The sequence below is a fragment of the Actinomyces bowdenii genome (assembly GCF_017592395.1).
In the GTDB taxonomy this organism is placed as follows: domain Bacteria; phylum Actinomycetota; class Actinomycetes; order Actinomycetales; family Actinomycetaceae; genus Actinomyces; species Actinomyces bowdenii.
Window position 1 is genome coordinate 31370 of record NZ_JAGFOU010000006.1, and the last position, 17978, is coordinate 49347.

The window sequence follows — 17978 nt, forward strand, 5'->3', positions numbered from 1 at the left end:
GAATCAGAAGACAGGAGTCTAGAAATCATGCAGATCGAACGCGAACTATTTGAGATTCCCTCTCAAGATGGCCCGCTTATTGCAAGTCTGAGTGATACGCCCGAGGTAATTCGCAAGAACAGAATACCTCTAATCATTCTCGCTACTGGTGATGGCCCTTCCGGCAGCAAAGGGCAAACTTGGACGCAACTTTTGCCAATGATAAAAAATGCAGGAATGGCATCATTATTATTTGATTTCCGCGGTCTTGGATATTCCGATGGAACTTATGAAGATCTTACTTTAAGCATGGGCTGTCGAAATCTGGAGGCGATTCTCAAGTATGTTACTAGCTCTAATTTACAGGGGGATAAAGGCGTGGGAATTCTAGGGTCTAGCTTTGGAGGAAACGTGGCCTTGCTCACTGCTGGTAAATATACTGAAGTAGGCGCTATTGCTTTAAAGTCTCCAAGTTCTTTCCTTCCTGAAGGGTACCAACTACAATATGGTGCTAAGTTGATGAAAATATGGAGCGACGAAGGTTATCATCCAGAAGTTGGATTGAAATACACTGCAGTGATTGATTCACTGATGCACAACACGTTCCTTGAAGCATCAAAAATTTCCGTTCCTGTGCGGATTGTTCAAGGAGATGCTGACACTGCAGTTCCCATTCGTCATTCTCGAGACTTGGTTCAAGTCATGAAAAAAGCGAGTCTTCTTGAACTTCCCGGAGTTGATCACTGGTACGCAGAGACCGGCGCCTGGGACGCCATGTCTAACGATCTTATCTCTTTCCTCAAGGAGAATCTGTGAAATGGATAACTTCATCGACGCTTCTGAATATGAAATTCAGTACTCGAGTGTTTTTACACAGAGTCAAGTGGTTGGCGCCTATACAAATTGGAATGAATTTTCGGAAACTGAATCCGAATTGCTGTCTTCTCTCTTGCCTCAAACGGATAAGGTTTTAGATCTCGGTTGCGGCGCAGGTCGAGCATCTTTACTAGTGCCGAAGGCTACTTATTATGTTGGTGTTGATCTTTCCGCTGAGATGATAAATAGCGCCAAGATAAGGTTTCCTGATAGGAATTTCATACAGAAGGATATCCTTGAATATTTAGTATCACTCAACGCAGATTCCTTCGATTGCGTGCTATTGCTCAATAATGTGATCGATATACTGCATCCGCTGGAGCGTAGAAAAATGGTACTCTCAGAAATTAAAAGAATCCTAATTAGTGACGGAAATTTGGTATTATCATCTCATATTTTGTCAGATTATCAACCTACTTCCGGGTATTATAAAGAAATGTATCATGGAAACTATATTCAAATTTACAGGAGTCGCCATAGTTCTTTTATACGAGAACTAGAAGAGATTGGTTACGGCGTGATTAAATCTGCCATTGACTATCGTGACTCCCGTGGTGATTGGGTGTATGTATATGCAAAAGTTCATTCTCGCTCTTAACAAAGGAGATTAGATGAATATCACTTGCGTCACATCCAGATACATTCCTAACGTCCCGCATTTAGTTCGTCTGCTGGAAGTTGATCGTTCGATCGTACTAGATTTGTCTCTAATGCCAGATCGAAACAAGAATTCTTTTGTCAATAGAAATAGGATTCTGACCGCTAATGGCGATACATGGTTGACGATTCCTGTACACAGGCAGCGAGGGTTGCCCGTGTGTGATATAAAAATATGCGAAGAGCAATCGGATTGGCGTCAGAGACATTTATCTATATTGAGGCAGGCATATCCAAAACTAGATTCAGATGGAGAGCGTTTCCTTGAGATATACCGTTCGACTTCTATTGAATCAGGATCGCTGGTGCATGTCAATATGATTATCTTAGAACATCTATTTGATTGCCTATCCATAAAATTTCCAAACATTTCTCTTGAAAGCAGTCTAACCTGCACCCATCCTCATTTCCATCGTTGGCATTTATCAGAGATCCTAAACGCAAGTACCTATGTCGCGGGCAGTGTGGAGTTTGAGGTCATGCGTAGGAAGGGTAGGGAAATTAGCAGGTTTCACCAGAGCAAAATCTCTATCTTCGAAGGCAGGAAAGTGAAGCAAAAGGAATTGATTCATTATTCTGCAATCCACTGGCTTTTAAATAGAGGATCCGCGTGGACTAGGGAACAAATAGAAGCGCTTTATAAGGGCGACGAGTTCTAGAGACAATATCATGTCTCAGGACTTCGGTGACGGACAGGGCGTCCTCGGCGTCGAGGCTGGTGGGCGGCCAGCTTGTAGTGCACAGGTAGCGGATGCCGGGCTCCTGGATGGCGCGCAGCGCCATGTCCAGGCCGATGGTGTGGTCCCCCAAGTCGTGGAACTCGGTCATCACCTCCAGACCTGCGTGCCGGCAGTAGCGTCGCAGCTCGGTGCTCTGCCAGGCGATTTCGGCCGGGCGCTGGCCGTGGGTGTAGATGACGACACCCTCGATGCTGGATTGAGTTGGCGTGGTTTCGGGCATGAGATTATTCCTCCCCTCAGTGATTCTTAGCTATTCATGCAAGAGACTGACACAGTCCCGTCTCTGCTTCTATTGACGCTCAGTTGGCCCGAAGAGTCAAGTCCGAATACTCCAATTCCACCCGCTCCGCTCATTAGTAGCCCTAGATGGCGGCAGCAATAGGACGGAGAACGCACCTCCGAAGTTGACGGGTGATCGAATTAGCGGCATGGATGCGTGGATCTCTCTTTTTACTCTGATGGATGATCTCCAGGGGTGGCGTTATGGGCCTTGCTGGATGAGGCGGGTCAACTGCTCGGCACTGGCTACGATCTTGAACAACCCTGGCATCAGGTACTGGTCAGCCTGGATCTGCCGCTCCAGCCACTCCGCCCGCATGGAGCTATTCATCACCCACACGACCTGCGGGTAGTACCCGCCATTACCTGTTTGCTCGGTGCCGCTGTTCAGGTGGTCTTGGTAGGTGTGGCATTTGGCTATGAGGCGGGCGGGGTTCTCAGTGCCCAGGTCGATCTCGATGAGCCAGTGGTCCTCCTCGCCGCCAGCGGTGGTGGTGATGGCTTCCAGATCGGGTTTGAGCCAGCGTTGGGCCCCGGAAGGCATGATCCAGTTGCGCCAACAGGCCGGCTCGGTGGCCAGGAGGGTGAGCCTGCCCCCGGCGTCCCGAGCAGCGCCCTCGATGGTCAGTCGGGCCTGGGTGATAGCCAGGGTGTGGGTCAGGAAGGCGTGGGAGGGCTCGCTGTGGCGCCAGCGCCTACCGGCACCTGGTGGGGCCTGGGCTCGGGCCTGCCGGACGTCATTGGCATGCTGCTGGGCGACGAGTCGATGGCCGGGCTCCCGAAGGTGCCAGACGAACCCTGTGGAGCCGGCTCGTACTCCCCCGATGCGCCTGGCCAGGTGGTCGACCAGGCCCAGGCAGTGGTGGCGGCTCAGGCGTCGGGTGGTCTGGCGCAGTGCGGAGCGCTGGGTGGCCCAGCGGCCGCCCAGGTTGGTGATCTGGGCCAGCTGGCCGGTGGTGGCGTATCGGTGGGTGGCCAGCAGCTCAAGGAGGCGGTGGTCGATGGCGTCGAGCTGGTCGGCGATGGCCTGGAGCTGGCGGCGCCCGATGCGCCTGCTGGTCTCGGTGGTGGCTGGCATTGCTTGTCCTCCTTCCTCTTCCTTGTCTCACGGTGGCTGCCGGCCCGGCACGGGTGGGATGGCAGCCAGCAAGGGCTGGCAGTCGCCTCCGCTGTTGGCTGGTGTGGGCCGGCATGCCGCCGAAAACGGCGAATGCTTATCGTCGCGAGTGGTCTGGCGATTGGTCGCCCGGCTCGTGGCGCACCGGTGCGCCATCGGCATAACTCATCGGCTGCTTCAACCACTACTTCATATGCCGCTGTCTGGTCTGCTGGTGGCCTTGCGTGGTCGTCGCCCGATGATTGTCTCCGCCCCGCTCACGGCCCCGGTCGGTGGCGCTGGGCCGGCTGTGGTGTGGGGTGTGAGTCCGAGGCGCTCGAGCAGCTGGGCCTCGACCTCTGGGGCATCTCGTCCGTAGCGGGCGGTGCTGGCGACATGCAGCTCCACCGGGTCAGTAGTCGGAGGTGGCAACGGCATGGTGGTAGCCATCGCCCAGGGCTGCGCCTGGCCCCGGTGCAGGGTCTGGGTGTAAATGCCGAAGCGCGGCAGCAGCTGGAAGTCGGCCGGTTCCACTCCGGTGGCCTGGCGGGCCATCTCGGTGGCATCACTGGCGGATAGGCTGAAGATGATCTTATTCCTGGCATTGGTGTCGATGCCGGCCCGCAGAGCTGGTGGCAGCTGGGCGCGGTACTGGTGGGCCAGGTGGAAGGCCGCCCCCAGCGATCTGGCTTGGGCTAATGCGTCGGCCAGGTCGCCGGGCAGGGCCAGGTAGTCCTGGACCTCGTCGATGTAGAGGCTGACGATATGCCGGCGCTCGGGCGGCAGAGCGGCCCGAGCCAGGATGAGCGGCCATAACTGCCCGATCAGCAAGCTGCCCAGCAGGCGGGCCGACTCCGCCCCCAGCACGCCCTTGTTCAGCGATACCAGGACGATGCGCCGGCGGGTCAGCAGCTCGGCCAGGTCGAAGCGTGGTGTGGCCTGGCCCAGGGTGGCGCGCAAGTGGGGGCGGATGAGGAAGGGCTGGAGCTTGTTGAGCACCGGGGCGATCCACTGGCTGCGCTGAGCCTCGGGCAGTGCCTCGTACTTGGCCCAGAACCGATCGGTACCCAAGGGGTCAGGGGCGGCTGTAGTGATACGCCGGCGGTGGGCGGGGCTGGTCAGCAGCAGTGGCAGATCCACCAGAGTCGCGCCCGGGGTACGGGCCAGGGTCAGCAGGCCGGCGGTCAGGATCTCCTCGGTGCGCGGCCCCCACGAGTCGGCGAACAGCGTCTTGAAGGTGGCCAGCACGGCATCGGCGATGAGCTCCGGCCGGCGACCTCGCCTCATACTGGTTGGCGAGCCGGTGGTCGTGGCCAGTGGGTTGATACCCACCGGCGTGGGGCTGGTCGGATCGATCACCACCACGTCATCGTGCCGCTCCGGCGGTATGCGGGCCAGCAGATCATGCACCAGGTCGGCCTTGGGGTCGATGAGCAGCACGCCGCGCCCGGCCTGGATGTCGGCCAGCGCCAGCTGAGCCATAGCGGTGGACTTACCCGCACCAGTAGGGCCCAACAGAACGGTATGGAACAAGGCATCATGGATGGAGATGCCCAAGCGTCCCGGCCGGTGCTCATCCACCCCGGTGGCGAAGACGCGGGTGGTGTCTCGATGCTCGGGCAGCGCCAGACGGCGCGGGTGCGCCCCAGGGGTGGCCGGCAGCTCGCCGGCCCCGATGGGCCACCCGATAAGGCAGGCCAGCTCGTGCGCGCTCAAGGCCAGTGGGTAGCGCCAGGGCCGGCGCGCCTGGGTAAGGCGCTCGGGCTGCTCGTCACAGGCCCGCAGCCGTACCCCGGCGCCCTCGCTCATGCGCAGCGCCCCCAGCAGGCCGCTCAGGAGGGCTCGCCATCGGGCAGGGGTGGCGGCACGGGCGCCGAGCCGGAGCATCACACCGGCCTGGTGCTGGCCCTCTCGCCGGCGGATCGCAGCGCTCAGCCGAGGCTCCTGGACGGGGTGGGCGAATCCGAGCAGCTCCATCCAGCCGCTGCGCGTCAACTGACCGCTACTGAGTGAGGGCCGGTAGCGAGGCCCGATCATGGCCTGGATGACCAGCTCCTCCCCCGCGCCGGTAGCGGCCATCGCCGCCAGGACCGCCCTGACAACGGTCTCGATGCGCTCGGTGTTCAGCGGCAGCAGCGGCCGAGACACCTTCAGCCGCAGCGCCGCATCGACGCTCTGCCTGTCCTCAGCGGAGGTGGTGACACGGCTACCGGGCACCAGCTCAGGGATCGTCGCCTCAAGGCTGGCACCGGGCCTGGTGGCCACGAGGGTGCGCGCCCGGCCACCACTGGCCCTGGTCTCCAGCACCACCCGGCCCAGATGCCTGTCAGCCAGGATCCGATCCAGCAGCCCGGCGGCATCAGCGGTGCTCAGCGGCTGTCCCAACTGCACCTGAAACCAGCTCAATGGTGCGGCGTGAGCGGCCTGGCTACCCCAGGGGGTCATCGTCCGCCTCCTTCGGTTCAGGCCGGCTGGCGTCGTGAAGAACTGCGCCGGCCTGCCCGGCGGTGTCGTCGTCGGCCGCCGTCGGTGCACTGTCTTGAGTGTGCTGGTGGCACAGCAGCGCCAGCAGGACTCGGGCCAGCTCCTGATGATCCAGGAGTCGTCGGCGCCCAACCACCCAGACCGCGTGGGACGAAGCCGGGCGGCCACCACGACGCCGGACTGGTTGAGGGCTCGGGCTCATGTCCGCCTCCTCACCACTGATCCCGGCCCCGCCACCAGGACACTGCTGCGGCGCAGGCTCCCGCGACGACGAGCCCGCCGGCGAGCCACATCCAGGCGCTTTGCAGCACGCAGGCGATCCACTTCAGCCCAATCGCGACCAGGACGAGTCCGACGCCGGCGCGCAGCAGACTCCCGGGCAGCGAGCTCCTCGAATCCCCAGACATCCCAGCTTCTTCGTTGTGCTCCGTACCGACTCATGGCCGGGCCTCCTGACTGCCAGCGGTGGCGCGCTGGCTGTAGCGCGGCACCGGGTAGCCGGGGATGCGGATGTCGGAGACGATCTCGTTGCCCCAGACGGCCCAGTCCTGGTTGGACTCCGGGTGGCGGCGGGCGAACAGCTCCAGGTATGGCCCGGGGCTGATGCGCTCGATGATGGCGAACTGCTCGGCGGGTTTGCGCGAGTGCTCGGTAACGGGGGCGTTGAACCAGGTGGGTTGGGAGTGGTTGCCCAGCGGAGCTCGCCCTCGGGTGCAGAACAGCAGCTGCTCGGTAGCGTTGCGCAGCTGGTTGGCCCCGGACAGGCCCAGGCGGAATTTGACCCAGGTCAGCGGGCTGCGCACCGTGAAGCCCCAGGCGGTGGCCACCTCGTAGGCCCGCGGCAGCATGGCGTTGGTGGTCCACAACCACAGGTGGGCATCACCGGCTGCCAACTGGCTCACCGGCAGGCCCATGATCCGCTCCAGACTCATCGTCCGGTAATGGCGCTCCCCGCTCTGGGCCGGCCAGGGCGGGTCAGCCAGGATGGTGCGGAAGCCACCGGCCGGTAAGCCCAGCACTCGGCGCTCATCGCTGATAGTCGTCTTACTGTTCATGGTCGACTCTCCTTTCTTTTTGCTTTCTTGGTGATAGCAGCAGAGGAATGCTCCACTGCTGGCGCATTCATAGCGCCCTGCCTCCATATGTCGCATAAACCAGTGCTGCCGACAACACCCTGAGATCGCTCCTTTCCAAGCGATACGACACCACCGGCGACCAGCAAGGTCGGGAGGGTGCCAGCGGTCAGAGATGGAAGGAATCGCTGTCGTGACCCCTCATTCCGGCCATTAAGGGAGATGACAGTGCTTGCTGTTGTTTCCACAACAGTCACTGGTGTGCGGGGTTCAGGGAACTGCTGGTTCTATGGCTAGCGCTGGTCATCCCGGCACGCGTGCGCGACGGCCAACATGAGCCTGGCGGCGTGGAGGGCAGCCGCATCTTGCTCTCGTTTGGTGGCCACCATGCGACGCTGCAGGGCTCGATGCTCTGCGGCCGATTGACAGTGCAGACAGCTGCATACCTGCTGCGGCAGCAGGGCCGGGTCGAGCCTCTTGGCAGTCCGACGACGCTGCTCCTGACGGCTGGCCTGTGCGCGCCGGTGGCTGGCTCGAGCGACCAGGTGGAGCGCCAGCAGGACCAGGACGCCCAGCAGGATGGCGGTGGTGGTGCTCATGTCGAGTGCTCCTCCGGGCGTCATGCTCAGAACCGGGCGATAGCGCGGGCCGCGCCCAGACCGTAGGCCTGCATGATGGCCTCGTAGTACGGCGCTCCGGCTGGTGCCGCCTGGTAGCACTGCTCGGCCAACCCCGCCAGAGCACTGGCGTTGCTCAAGGCGCCCGCTGCCAATACGGCACGGGCCTGGTCGGTCGCGTGCGCCACCTCAGCTCGAGCCAGGACAGTGTCGGTCTCCCGCCTGACACTGCGCGCCACCGCCCGCGACGACGGCTGGCCGAACGGCATGATGCCGGTGGCGTAGGACTCCGGAACCTGAGGGATGATCTCGTTTGACATGACATGGACTCCTTCTTACGCCCTTTGGCGCAGATCGAACCGACCGGCCGAGACCGCTGCCACCAGGGCAGATGTGTACGGTGCCTCTCGGCCACGAGACCAGGGCGACCTCGCGCATCTAGGAGACCTCGGCGGGGTGGGTGGAGTCGTGACACAGAAGTGACATCGTGTTGCTCCAGCCAGGTACCCTGCGCCTGTGTCCGACGACGCACATGACCCGGCAGATCAATCGCGACCAGCGCTGGTCGAGCAGGTCCTCAGTGAACTGCTCGCGGCTCGCAAGCGTCCGGCTGGCCTCTCTCCCGCTGGTATGACAGCGCTGCCTACTGTTGTTGCTCTCCTGGGCGGAGGCGATCCATCGGTGGCCTTCACTCAACTACAGGACCGCGTTCTCCAGGTCATCGATCAAGACGACGATGTCCTACCCATTCAGGCTGCCGCCTACTCCCTGGGGTTTGCCTCTGGTCGGGAAACCCACCTCGCACGGCTCAACGATTTCGGTGCCGACTACGGCTTTGAAGCCCGACAGGCCCGCCGCCACTCCGATGTGGGACTGCAGCGCATCGCTCACCTGATATGTAGCACCTGGACGGTTCAGCTCGTGCCGGCATGCCATGTCTGGCTGACCGGCCAGGCAGACGGAACTCTCGAAGTCCAGATCTCCAAGGCTTGGCCCTGGTTCATCGACATGCGGACTATGAGTCTTGACACTTTAGATAGTGACAGCCGATGGATTCCATGGCAGTCGACTCTGCGGTTCACGGCACCACCCGATCCCACCGCAGACCCGGAGACTCTCTGGCTCCGCTGTCACCTGGAGCAGCCGCTTCACCTCCGACCCGCACTGCCGGTCCGCCTCCGATGGCCTGGCGAAGTCTGGCCACAGTTCACGACCATCACCATCGATCTGCCATCTGGAGCGCCGCTCAGTATCACCACCCTGGGCAACACATGGATCCTGTCCAGCACCCCTTCGCTCCTGGTCAGCCGGGAAGAAGGGGAGAGAATCCACCCGTGACGCAGATCATATCGTCTGACGAACCTCCATCTCCATCCTACCGCTCCGGCGATACCTCTGGTATCCTGTATGGTCTTCATTCGTACCGATCGAGCCCGTCCTGCGATGCTTCAGGACGCTCCGCCAGGGGCGAGTCAGTGCGACCCGCTCGGAGCGTCGCCGCACCGCGAGCCCCATCTCGCTCTACACTGACCCCAGACAGTCGCCTACGATGAGCGATCGCCTGAGACAGCAGATATGAACGCACTTTTTCGGAACCCCGGACTGGACGTCCGACAGGCCGAGCGGCAGCCACGAGGGTCGTTCGGACATACCCGGTGCGCCATTTCTTCCTTGACGATGTTGTTGGTGGATTTCCGTGCCACCAATGATGCTACCCTCCATCTTCATTCTACGCCGCAGTGTGCCGATTTTGCGCCCAAGGTTATTGACTTTGGGTGTGCGAATTGGTATATGTGGAGTATATGGAGAAAGTACCACGATATATTCCTGAAGATGAAATGGCGCCAGACTACGCGCCGAATACGCCGCCGATGTTGGGCGAATATACCAAAGATGCGCGCGACAACATCTTAAAGATGCGCACATGGAAGAAAATTGGAAGATTAGCAATGAGTCGGATCGCATATCTTTTACCTCGCACCAGCAAGAAAGACCGCACCGTTCCTAACGACTTCGACGGCCAAGAAGCAACAGAACTTGTCCCTGACTCGACTATAGTTGTTGATTCCAACGTTCCGGCGGACGGTGTGTCGGACGAGCCGTCTAGCGATACGTCCGACTTGGAAAAAGAGTTCAGCCCGGAGATCATTAAGCTCGCCGACGAACTCATGGCTTGCAATTTCGATATACCAGCCATGTACGCTGTGCTCGATGAGCATGAACGAAAGCGTAGAGAAGATCCGTGGGAGCGTTATATCGACAATCTCGGCTGGGTCTAGTCTCAGCGCCACCTAAACTGCTCAATTTCACATCTGAAGGATGTCATTTTGCGCACCGATACTCCTCGCACTATTCCAGAGTCAGGCAACATTGCTAGTTTTTACCGCGACTTATATGAAGACCGAAGGTGGATTACTAGGCAGGTCATATCAATTGAAGCGATAGATGCAAAAACCTACTATCGGAAAGTGACGTATGATATCGACTGCGACCACATCGAGTATTTAATCAGGAAACATGGAATCCCGAAAGACTTCTGTTCACTAATCTACCTTCCACTTCGGGTCGGCCCTAAAACACCGCCATTAGAAGTTGACGTCAGAGATGCATCCGGTTCACCTCTTTCCTTAGCGACAGGTGCTCACAACACCAAGATCGTTAGCCTAATTCTGTGTGGATACTTAGGTAGTTACTACAGTAACCTAAACGGCATATTAAAGGAGGATCTCCGAGACGCCTTCTCCAGCATGCTGCGCCGAGCTAGCTTGTCGCCCAAAGAGGAACTGGCTTGGAACAGACTTCAAGCGGATGCTAGCACCGTAGCGACATTCGATTTACGTAAATTTCTTTCAGCGTTCGCCGCCCTCACCGAGACCAGAGTATTCTCTGTAAGCATCGGAGAATGCGCCTCTTCTGGTGTTAGGATTATTAAGACTAAAGAGATGGTGAAGGGCCTGGAGTTAGATAAAAACCAAATGACGATGCAACTTCGCACTTCTTCTATCGGTACTGCCCGATCTAATCACATAAGCGTACGCGCCCCCGAAGGAACTTGGATAATGGGAATGGAACTATTTCGCAACGGAGAGCGCGTGCCCTTTAAGCGTAACAACATCAGTGAAAAGAACGATTACGTTATTAGATCCCACTATATGCGATCCGTATTAGCCGACAAAAATCTTCCGTCTTTCAAAACTGGAGCTAGCAGTTATACTGTTAAAATTCACCTTCGCCCAATGCGGTCATACTTCCTAGGTCCACATATGGCCGTCACGGCAGTCTCCTTAGCGATTCATGCCTTCCTCGTCGCAATGATCATTGTCATATGTCATTGGTCGTCTCAGTCGACCATACCCCTCAATACGGGCGCGTTCGTCCCCGTCATTGCGATTATTCCGACTATATACGCGGTTTTCTTGCATCACGTGGGAGAGCATAAAATTTTATCTTCTCTGCAGAGAAATTGGCGAACCCAAGGCTATCTTGCGGTATCATTCATTATCCTCATGGCGATTTTATATTCCCTGATCCCGTCAAACAGTGACGGCGTCGACGCCTCCTGGCTCTTTGTCGCGTCCTCTATCGGGACAGTAGTTTCATTAGCCTTCTTCGCATATGGATTTCGGCAGTTCTACAAGTTGGGTCAAGATTTGAAGAATAACGAGGGGTCCTCGGACGGCACATGGTGATTTCTGGCATAACATTCGTACAGTTATGATAAAATAGAAAGGCAATGACTAAAAGCAGTATAGTTTATTCAAACCGCCTCCGCCGTCTCAAAGCGGCCCTAGTTGCCGTGTCTCTGACTCTAGCCGGCATCCTCCTCATGATGCTTAACGGCTGGATAGTAAACCTGGATCTGGAGTCATGGTCGTGGCTGCACGCACTTCCCCTGGGTGAACTGGGCGGAACGCTGTTCGGTGCAGGTCTGCTGGGTACGCTGTTCGAGTACACCTTCCGCCGAGACCAAGAAGAGTCGACGGTGGAGCGGTTCCGCGAGATTATCCGGGAGCAGGCGCCGGCCATGCGGGATGCAGTGGTGGAGGGATTCGCCATCCATCCGGAGGATCTGAAGCGAGTGGCGAACCCGGAGCTACTGGATGACATCGCCAGCAACGTCATGTCGCTGCGGTTGGGTGATGAGCAGTTCGCTCGGGAGATCTACGCCGACATCCGAGATCAGGCCATCCGTGCTGCCGAACGGTGGTACGACGTAGAGGTGCGTGTTCGTCTCTCTAACATGTTAGAGAGTAGTACCAAAGGTACTACTCTGTTCGACGTTACTGTGGAATGGGAGTACACGACGGTTCCGAGTGGTTCGGTGCGCAGGTTCGCGTGTGTGTCGGACCGAGAGGAGTACCGAGAGCTGCTCCTGGACGTGCCGGCCACATCTCCATGGCTCATGCAGAATCGCCCGGGCGTCGATGCCGCCAGTCGTGAGTCTTACGAGCTCCTGGAGCTCACTGTCGACGGCCGGCCGCAGAGCATCCGCCGCAGCACCCGCAAAACCGGCCAGACCTACAGTGTCCACCTGGATGCCGCGGCATGCAGTGGGGAGGCGGTGCGGATCAGGCAGGTGTTTCGTGTTGTGACACCGACCTGGGGACATCGTTTGTACTTCGAACTCCCCCAGCCGTGCCGCAGCCTGTCCTTGGATATCGACTACACCAACACCGACATCGCCCAGCTGACCGTTAGCGACACGGTCGCGACGAGCAGGACTGCTCAGATCACCAGGTCTCCCGCCAGCGTTGCCAGCCGAGTGGTCTCAGTCGATCTTCAGGGCTGGCTACTACCGAAAAGCGGCTTCTCCGCCAACTGGACCCTGGAAGCAGAACTGCCTCACGATGAAGCGCATCGCAAGGCAGCCTGAGCATCGGATCTTCATATCCGACGCCATTCACGTCAGTCGCCGCCGCCCATCATGATGCTCACCTCCCCAGTGCTCGTCCGACCTGTCAGCAGTTGATGCTACTCATAAGTCTGCGAATCAGCAAGTCCGTGACCAGCACTGTTCACAGAAGCTCCAGATCCTCTAGCGCTGCCAAGACCGTACGAGCCAGCCGCCGAGCACTCTCTGGGCTGAGGTCCAAGCCACTGTGTCCATCGCCGATGTAGATCCACTCTTCATGATCGCCCTGGTAGCAGTAGCGGACGACACTGAGCTCCACGGCCACCGGCTGGCGTCGAGGAATGTCGCCCACGCCAGCGTGGCGCTCCGTCACGATGCCAGGGACCAGGTGGGCTGCCGCCTCGTGGATGACCTCGGCAGGAGCCTCGACATCCTCATGAGGCAGCACACACCAAGCAGGGCAGGTCGCAGCTGCTCCGTCCCATGGCTCTTCGCTCATGCCAGTACCTCCACTCCCCCGGGCACTCCTGATGGACCACCGACTCAACCGCACCGTGATCCCAGAAGCCAGCGGACGGCCACAGCCGAGGGAGAACGCCGGCCTCGAACCCCTACGGGACCGTCTGGATACAAGGAAATTTCATTGAGCTGAACAGCATTATATGATTAAATAGATATATGACGAACGAAGATATATCCAAGCAGATTCAACAACTGAATGAGACCGTCGCCGCAATGGCGGGGACTATGCAGGATAAATTCCAGCAAATCGACCAAAGATTCGAGGCGATCGATAAACGCTTCGAGAAAATCGATGAGCAACTGGCTGATGTTCGCAAGGATAATAAGAACCTGAAGGACATTATTCGAGACATGGATCTGCGCATGAACATCCGTTTCGCTGAACTGCAAGAGGGGCAGGCCGAGCTGCGCTCCAGCATCAGCGATCTTCGTTATCAGCTCTTCCACGAGGAGGGCGCTCGTGAGATAGTGGATGAGTCAATCTACCAAGATCTGGACAAGCGTCTCCGCCTGGTCGAGGCCAAGTTCCCAGACCTGGCGCAGCAACCTGTCGCGTAGCAGATCGGGTTGTCCTATCTGTCGACCCCATGTGGACGCTGTTGGATCGCGCCCTGCCAACACCCCGCATGAGGTCAACACTGGCTTCAACGCTGCCGCTACTCATCAGTCTGTAGACCATGAAGTAGCGGTCGGTGAGGCTACAGGGCGTGGCCTTGGGAGATCTGCAGCGGACGGTGGGCGCCAACCTGCGTGCCTACCGCAAAGAGCGCGGTCTGAGCCAGGAGGCGTTCGCCGAGGTCATCGGCGTACACCGCACCTACATGGGCGGTGTGGAACGCGGCGAGCGCAACCTGACACTCAAGAGCGTGGAGAAGATCGCCGAGCAGCTGGGCATCGAGGCTCTGGAGTTGTTGTTACCCAAGGACTGAGAGGTCATAGCAGACAACTCGCCTCCGGGTAGGGCGAACTCCAGAACCAGCCTCCGCTGGATGGGTGTACGCGCAAGAATCACCGCCAGCCCGTAGCGCCTTTCCTTGTCAGCGCCAACTATCCGGAAAGTCCGGAGAGTTGAGGACGCCTTCACCTCACCAAGCCATAAACGCAGACGTCATGCTGCCGACCGCCATGCCGGTAGCGGCCGGCCAGTGTGCCCTCGTGAGTGAAGCCCAGCCGAGAGAACAGCGCCCGCGAGGCGCTGTTGCTAGCCAGGATCCACGCCTCCAACCGCAGCAAGCCCAGCTCGTCGTGTGCCCAGGCCATCATCTCGGAGACTGCCCGGCGACCGTAGCCGTTGCCGCGGTCCTGCGGCGACCAGAGGCAGACCCCGACCTGAGCGTGCCGGCTGCGCCAGTCGATGGCGTGTAGCGAGCACTCCCCCACCAGGCGGCCATCCGTCTCGATGACGAAGGTGTACTCCGTGGCCGGCGTTGGGCCCGACATGGCAGCGATCTTGCGGTCGAGTTCAGCCGTAGCGCGGGGCCGCCAGTACGGTGGGCCGTGCTGCGCCAGTTCCCGCCAGTCCGCGCAAGCCTCGACCACAGCAGGGACGTCCGAAGGAGTCATGGAGCGAATCCGAACCTGAGCCATGGCGAGACCTGCCTTCCTGCCCAGATGGGGCACCGGCATACCAGGCGCGCCGTCCGGGCAGGATGGATGATACGTATAGGTGTACAGAGAGGCAAGTCAGGGCCCTTCTTACGGAGGCACCACCCACCAGTACATTCTATTGTTGTCCACTCGCAATCTTGTTATAATTATAAGTAGATATGACAGCGAAAGAACTGAATCATCGCAAGCGAATCATCCGAGCAGTCATCGGTTCGCAGGAACTGGAAGGTGCACTGGTCACTCCACAGACCAAACAACTGCTGGAGGAGCTCGCCAGCGGCAAGCTGACCGACCAGGATCTGCAAACTGCTATCAGGCGAATATATACCGCAGCTGCGTCAAAGGGAGACTCTCGATAGCGCATGGCGGTCTATGACCTTGTGCGTGATCCGTATCTTGATCCTGCTAGTGGCGTGTTGCGCAATCGGCTCGATATCTCCGACCCACAGGTATTGGCCGAAACAGAAGAAGTACTAGTAGCGACAGCTGCCTTCAGTCTTCTCGAATCTCTAAAGCCCGACCATTGGGATGCCGCACTCCTCAAACATCTGCATCACGAGTTGTTTGGCCGGCTCTATACTTGGGCTGGTCAGTATCGCACCGTGGAGATCAGCAAGGGTTCCTCGCGCTTCGCCATGGCTCAGTACATCCCGTCGCAGACAGAAGTTGTCTTCTCCAACCTGGAGCAGGAGCGCCACGACTGGCAGCCGGGCGATCCTGCCGTGATCGATCGACTGGCGCACTACTACTCCGAGCTCAACGCCATCCACCCCTTCCGTGAGGGCAACGGCCGCACCATCCGCTTGCTGCTCAGTTTGTTATCCAACCGTTACGGTTGGTGGCTGGACTGGGCGGCCATCACCGCCGAAGAGAACACCCGAGCGAGTACACTAGCGTTCCATGGGGATGAGAGTGAGCTACGCGAAGTGTTGCAGAGAGTAGCGGGCCGGATCCAGGCTAGTGAGTCGATCAGAAAGGACGATGGTGGCAGTTATGAATGGACGCGAGAAGCAGGAAATCAGGCAACGACTTCTCCAGGAAAAGGTCATCGAAGAAAGTCTCGCCAATGGTGATGGCCCATGGACAGTTGTCTATGACACATGGGGCCAAGACAGCCAAAGGGGGGCTCGATATGTTGCGTTAGCACAACCCGCTATCCGAGACAAGGTGCTCAGTAGTTCAACCTGGGATCTCTCTATAGGAGCAGGGACGCCAGGCTTTATTCAACGCAGCAATAGTGATGTGGAGGCAGAATACTATCGAATTTACGAAGCCCCCGAACTTGAACCTCTTATTATCGTCCAGGAATTCCATGGCGTGGCCCCTAATGCAACTCTGGTATCTGAAGAGTTCATTCTTCTCATGAATCTATGGAAAGATCCGAAGTCGGGAAATTATTTTAAGATTGGCGACGACGGCTCTAAAGATCTTGCTATCAAAATTGACGGAAGCAAGATCGAGATACGCACCCCCATACTAAAGAAATATCTTGCGGCGCGGCAACTTGACGCCATATTATATGTTGACTCGGTAGTTTCAGTGCCGACCGCACTGTCTGGCAAGGAGTTTTCTGGTATAGAGATCGAAGATCGATCCAACGGACGAGATGAGTGTCTTTCTCGTAGTGTCGGTGAGATGCCGTACGGCCATCAAAAAGTATTTTCTCGGGTGTTAGTAAAACATGTTTTAATTGCTCCGCCTCAAGAGACTTGCGGTATCTGGCCGTGGGATGAACTGGATCCGCTAGATTACCCAGATTTCGTTATTGGTGAAGATGAGATAGGCAAACCAATCAAGTTCACTTGCGATCCTGATCAACTGGCAAACTATTTTGGAGCTAATCCAGATGCGCCTCATTACCTCACTCCTGTATTCTTCAAGCCGGAAGTACTTCAAAAATATTATGATAATTCTGACCTCTATACAGTGAGCGCTGGTAGAATCTCTTGCGGCTGCAAGTGGGCTGTAGATATAGACAACTACGACTCTGGCGCTGTATCGGTGTTTCTAGGCGACATTGGACGTGATATACCTCGCGGAGATTGGAGTCACTGGCTCGCACACAATGTACCGCCCACACAAAAGATGAGCGAAACCAACATACGCTTATCCTTTCTCAATCAATCTGTTGAAAGCCCCAATCCTGAGCATCGTTTTAAGCTCTCCTATCAAAACCTTCTGGGTGTGTGGAATGAACGTTGGGGATGGACGCTATACAGAGACGCCACCGGATCGGACGCTGGCATTATCAAACGGCTTCGCATTCCACTTAATGATACTGACGCCGAGTTGAGGCTGCAACTACTTAATCTAGCACTTGTGCTTGTTGATCTTCTCAACGAAAAGGCATTATCAGCAGAGATCTCAGCAGACAAGAACGAGAAAGGAATCGCTAAATTAAGAAGATTCCTTGAACTAAAGGGCTACCCTCAGGTGGACCGGGATATCAAACTCCTCCAAAAGGTGCAGCAAATGCGTTCTCGTATCGCTGCGCATGCTTCAGGTAGTAGTGGCGCGCAGTTGCTAGATTCAGAACTCGACGGTAAGTCACCACGCGAGTATATAGCGCGGTTGATGTCAGATGCGACACAGATGTTGAATGATCTGACTGAGTTCTCTAAGTGCAAGTGACTCGACAGACGCATCCGCAACGTCACTGCCGAGTTCCTGATCTTCACCGCGCAGGACGGCGGGGTAGCATTGAGGCGCGCTACGAAGATGCGCCGGTCTGGCTGACTCAAAAGTTGATGGCCGAACTGTTCGGTGTCGATGTGCGTACTATCAGTGAGCACCCTGGGCAACGTCTTCAGGTCAGGAGAACTGGAGAGCGACGCAGTTATCCGGAAGTTCCGGATAACTGCCACCGACGGCAAGGTCCTCCCCAGCGACGTCGCCATCGGCAAGAACTACCTCACCAGCGAGGAACTGGCGGACCTAGGGCGCCAGGTCAATGCCTTCCTTGTCCTGGTCGATTCCCGCGCCCGTCGCCAGATCCTCATGACCATGGAGGATTGGGCTAAGCGCCTCGACGCCTTCCTCAATCTCGACGACCGCGAGATCCTTGAAGGCGCTGGCCGCATCTCCAAGACCTAAGCAGACGACCACGCCCTGAGTGAGTTCGAGAAGTTCAGGGTGGTGCAGGACCGCAAGTATGTGAGTGATTTTGATAGACTAGAAGATGCGCGCATTGAAAGG

The 17978-nt window shown here is 57.7% G+C and carries 21 protein-coding genes; 13 read left to right on the forward strand and 8 right to left on the reverse strand.

The features are described 5' to 3' along the window. Positions 1-27: 27 nt before the first annotated feature. The 3 genes from J5X07_RS03890 to J5X07_RS13465 are packed head-to-tail and all read left to right on the forward strand — an operon-like array spanning position 28 to position 2171. A complete protein-coding gene (locus J5X07_RS03890; protein ID WP_208478740.1) occupies positions 28-795 on the forward strand; it encodes an alpha/beta hydrolase family protein in 768 nt (255 codons plus the stop codon). A gap of 1 nt (position 796) precedes the next feature. Beyond that, positions 797-1453 carry a class I SAM-dependent methyltransferase gene (locus tag J5X07_RS03895; RefSeq protein ID WP_208478741.1) on the forward strand — a complete coding sequence of 219 codons (657 nt, stop codon included), beginning with the start codon at positions 797-799 and terminating at the stop codon, positions 1451-1453. 13 nt (positions 1454-1466) lie between these two features. Then, entirely contained in the window at positions 1467-2171 is a 705-nt protein-coding gene (locus tag J5X07_RS13465; protein WP_208478742.1) for a WbqC family protein, read from the forward strand. Here the strand turns inward: J5X07_RS13465 and J5X07_RS03905 are convergent. The 6 genes from J5X07_RS03905 to J5X07_RS03930 form a co-directional block, all read right to left on the reverse strand. Beyond that, on the reverse strand, positions 2128-2472 hold the full coding sequence (locus tag J5X07_RS03905) for a hypothetical protein (protein ID WP_208478743.1): 345 nt from the start codon (positions 2470-2472) through the stop codon (positions 2128-2130). The genes J5X07_RS13465 and J5X07_RS03905 overlap by 44 nt on opposite strands. 261 nt (positions 2473-2733) lie before the next feature. Further along, complete coding sequence (locus J5X07_RS03910) at positions 2734-3609, reverse strand: replication-relaxation family protein (RefSeq protein WP_208478744.1); 876 nt, start codon at positions 3607-3609, stop codon at positions 2734-2736. 228 nt (positions 3610-3837) lie between these two features. Beyond that, positions 3838-6072 carry a type IV secretory system conjugative DNA transfer family protein gene (locus tag J5X07_RS03915; RefSeq protein ID WP_208478745.1) on the reverse strand — a complete coding sequence of 745 codons (2235 nt, stop codon included), beginning with the start codon at positions 6070-6072 and terminating at the stop codon, positions 3838-3840. A gap of 476 nt (positions 6073-6548) precedes the next feature. After that, positions 6549-7166, reverse strand: coding sequence for an MT-A70 family methyltransferase (locus J5X07_RS03920; RefSeq protein ID WP_208478746.1), 618 nt, complete (start codon positions 7164-7166; stop codon positions 6549-6551). A 311-nt stretch (positions 7167-7477) separates the two neighbouring features. After that, positions 7478-7783 (reverse strand): hypothetical protein, encoded by a 306-nt coding sequence (locus J5X07_RS03925; protein ID WP_208478747.1) that lies wholly within the window; start codon positions 7781-7783, stop codon positions 7478-7480. 26 nt (positions 7784-7809) lie between these two features. Continuing rightward, complete coding sequence (locus J5X07_RS03930; RefSeq protein ID WP_208478748.1) at positions 7810-8121, reverse strand: phosphoenolpyruvate carboxylase; 312 nt, start codon at positions 8119-8121, stop codon at positions 7810-7812. 196 nt (positions 8122-8317) lie between these two features. Here J5X07_RS03930 and J5X07_RS03935 point away from each other — a divergent pair, with 196 nt between their 5' ends. The 4 genes from J5X07_RS03935 to J5X07_RS03950 all read left to right on the forward strand — a co-directional run bounded on the left by J5X07_RS03935 (position 8318) and on the right by J5X07_RS03950 (position 12674). Continuing rightward, positions 8318-9139 (forward strand): hypothetical protein, encoded by an 822-nt coding sequence (locus J5X07_RS03935; RefSeq protein WP_208478749.1) that lies wholly within the window; start codon positions 8318-8320, stop codon positions 9137-9139. Positions 9140-9603: 464 nt separating this feature from the next. Next, positions 9604-10080, forward strand: coding sequence for a hypothetical protein (locus J5X07_RS03940; protein WP_208478750.1), 477 nt, complete (start codon positions 9604-9606; stop codon positions 10078-10080). 189 nt (positions 10081-10269) lie between these two features. After that, positions 10270-11490, forward strand: a complete 1221-nt coding sequence (locus J5X07_RS03945; RefSeq protein ID WP_208478751.1) for a hypothetical protein — start codon at positions 10270-10272, stop codon at positions 11488-11490. Positions 11491-11534: 44 nt separating this feature from the next. Beyond that, the gene (locus tag J5X07_RS03950) at positions 11535-12674 is read left to right on the forward strand and encodes a hypothetical protein (RefSeq protein WP_208478752.1); all 1140 of its coding nucleotides are present in this window, start codon (positions 11535-11537) and stop codon (positions 12672-12674) included. A gap of 142 nt (positions 12675-12816) precedes the next feature. Here the strand turns inward: J5X07_RS03950 and J5X07_RS03955 are convergent, their stop codons facing one another. Beyond that, positions 12817-13152 carry a DUF6907 domain-containing protein gene (locus J5X07_RS03955; protein ID WP_208478753.1) on the reverse strand — a complete coding sequence of 112 codons (336 nt, stop codon included), beginning with the start codon at positions 13150-13152 and terminating at the stop codon, positions 12817-12819. Between the two features lie 179 nt (positions 13153-13331). On the opposite strand from J5X07_RS03955, the gene J5X07_RS03960 reads away from it, so the two are divergent. Both J5X07_RS03960 and J5X07_RS03965 read left to right on the forward strand, forming a co-directional pair. Next, on the forward strand, positions 13332-13733 hold the full coding sequence (locus tag J5X07_RS03960; protein WP_208478754.1) for a hypothetical protein: 402 nt from the start codon (positions 13332-13334) through the stop codon (positions 13731-13733). Positions 13734-13882: 149 nt separating this feature from the next. After that, positions 13883-14104: a helix-turn-helix domain-containing protein gene (locus J5X07_RS03965; protein WP_208478755.1), complete on the forward strand. Its 222-nt coding sequence runs from the start codon at positions 13883-13885 to the stop codon at positions 14102-14104. A gap of 151 nt (positions 14105-14255) precedes the next feature. Here J5X07_RS03965 and J5X07_RS03970 read toward each other — a convergent pair whose 3' ends face one another. After that, complete coding sequence (locus J5X07_RS03970) at positions 14256-14801, reverse strand: GNAT family N-acetyltransferase (protein ID WP_341769400.1); 546 nt, start codon at positions 14799-14801, stop codon at positions 14256-14258. Positions 14802-14941: 140 nt separating this feature from the next. Here J5X07_RS03970 and J5X07_RS03975 point away from each other — a divergent pair, with 140 nt between their 5' ends. The 4 genes from J5X07_RS03975 to rhuM all read left to right on the forward strand — a co-directional run bounded on the left by J5X07_RS03975 (position 14942) and on the right by rhuM (position 17876). Next, positions 14942-15142, forward strand: a complete 201-nt coding sequence (locus J5X07_RS03975; RefSeq protein WP_208478757.1) for an antitoxin VbhA family protein — start codon at positions 14942-14944, stop codon at positions 15140-15142. 3 nt (positions 15143-15145) lie between these two features. Continuing rightward, positions 15146-15856, forward strand: a complete 711-nt coding sequence (locus J5X07_RS03980) for a Fic/DOC family protein (protein WP_208478758.1) — start codon at positions 15146-15148, stop codon at positions 15854-15856. Next, positions 15777-17414: a hypothetical protein gene (locus J5X07_RS03985; protein ID WP_243896432.1), complete on the forward strand. Its 1638-nt coding sequence runs from the start codon at positions 15777-15779 to the stop codon at positions 17412-17414. The genes J5X07_RS03980 and J5X07_RS03985 overlap by 80 nt, the downstream gene beginning before the upstream one ends. 153 nt (positions 17415-17567) lie before the next feature. Next, positions 17568-17876: a RhuM family protein gene (rhuM, locus tag J5X07_RS12855; protein WP_341769401.1), complete on the forward strand. Its 309-nt coding sequence runs from the start codon at positions 17568-17570 to the stop codon at positions 17874-17876. Positions 17877-17978: the final 102 nt, after the last annotated feature.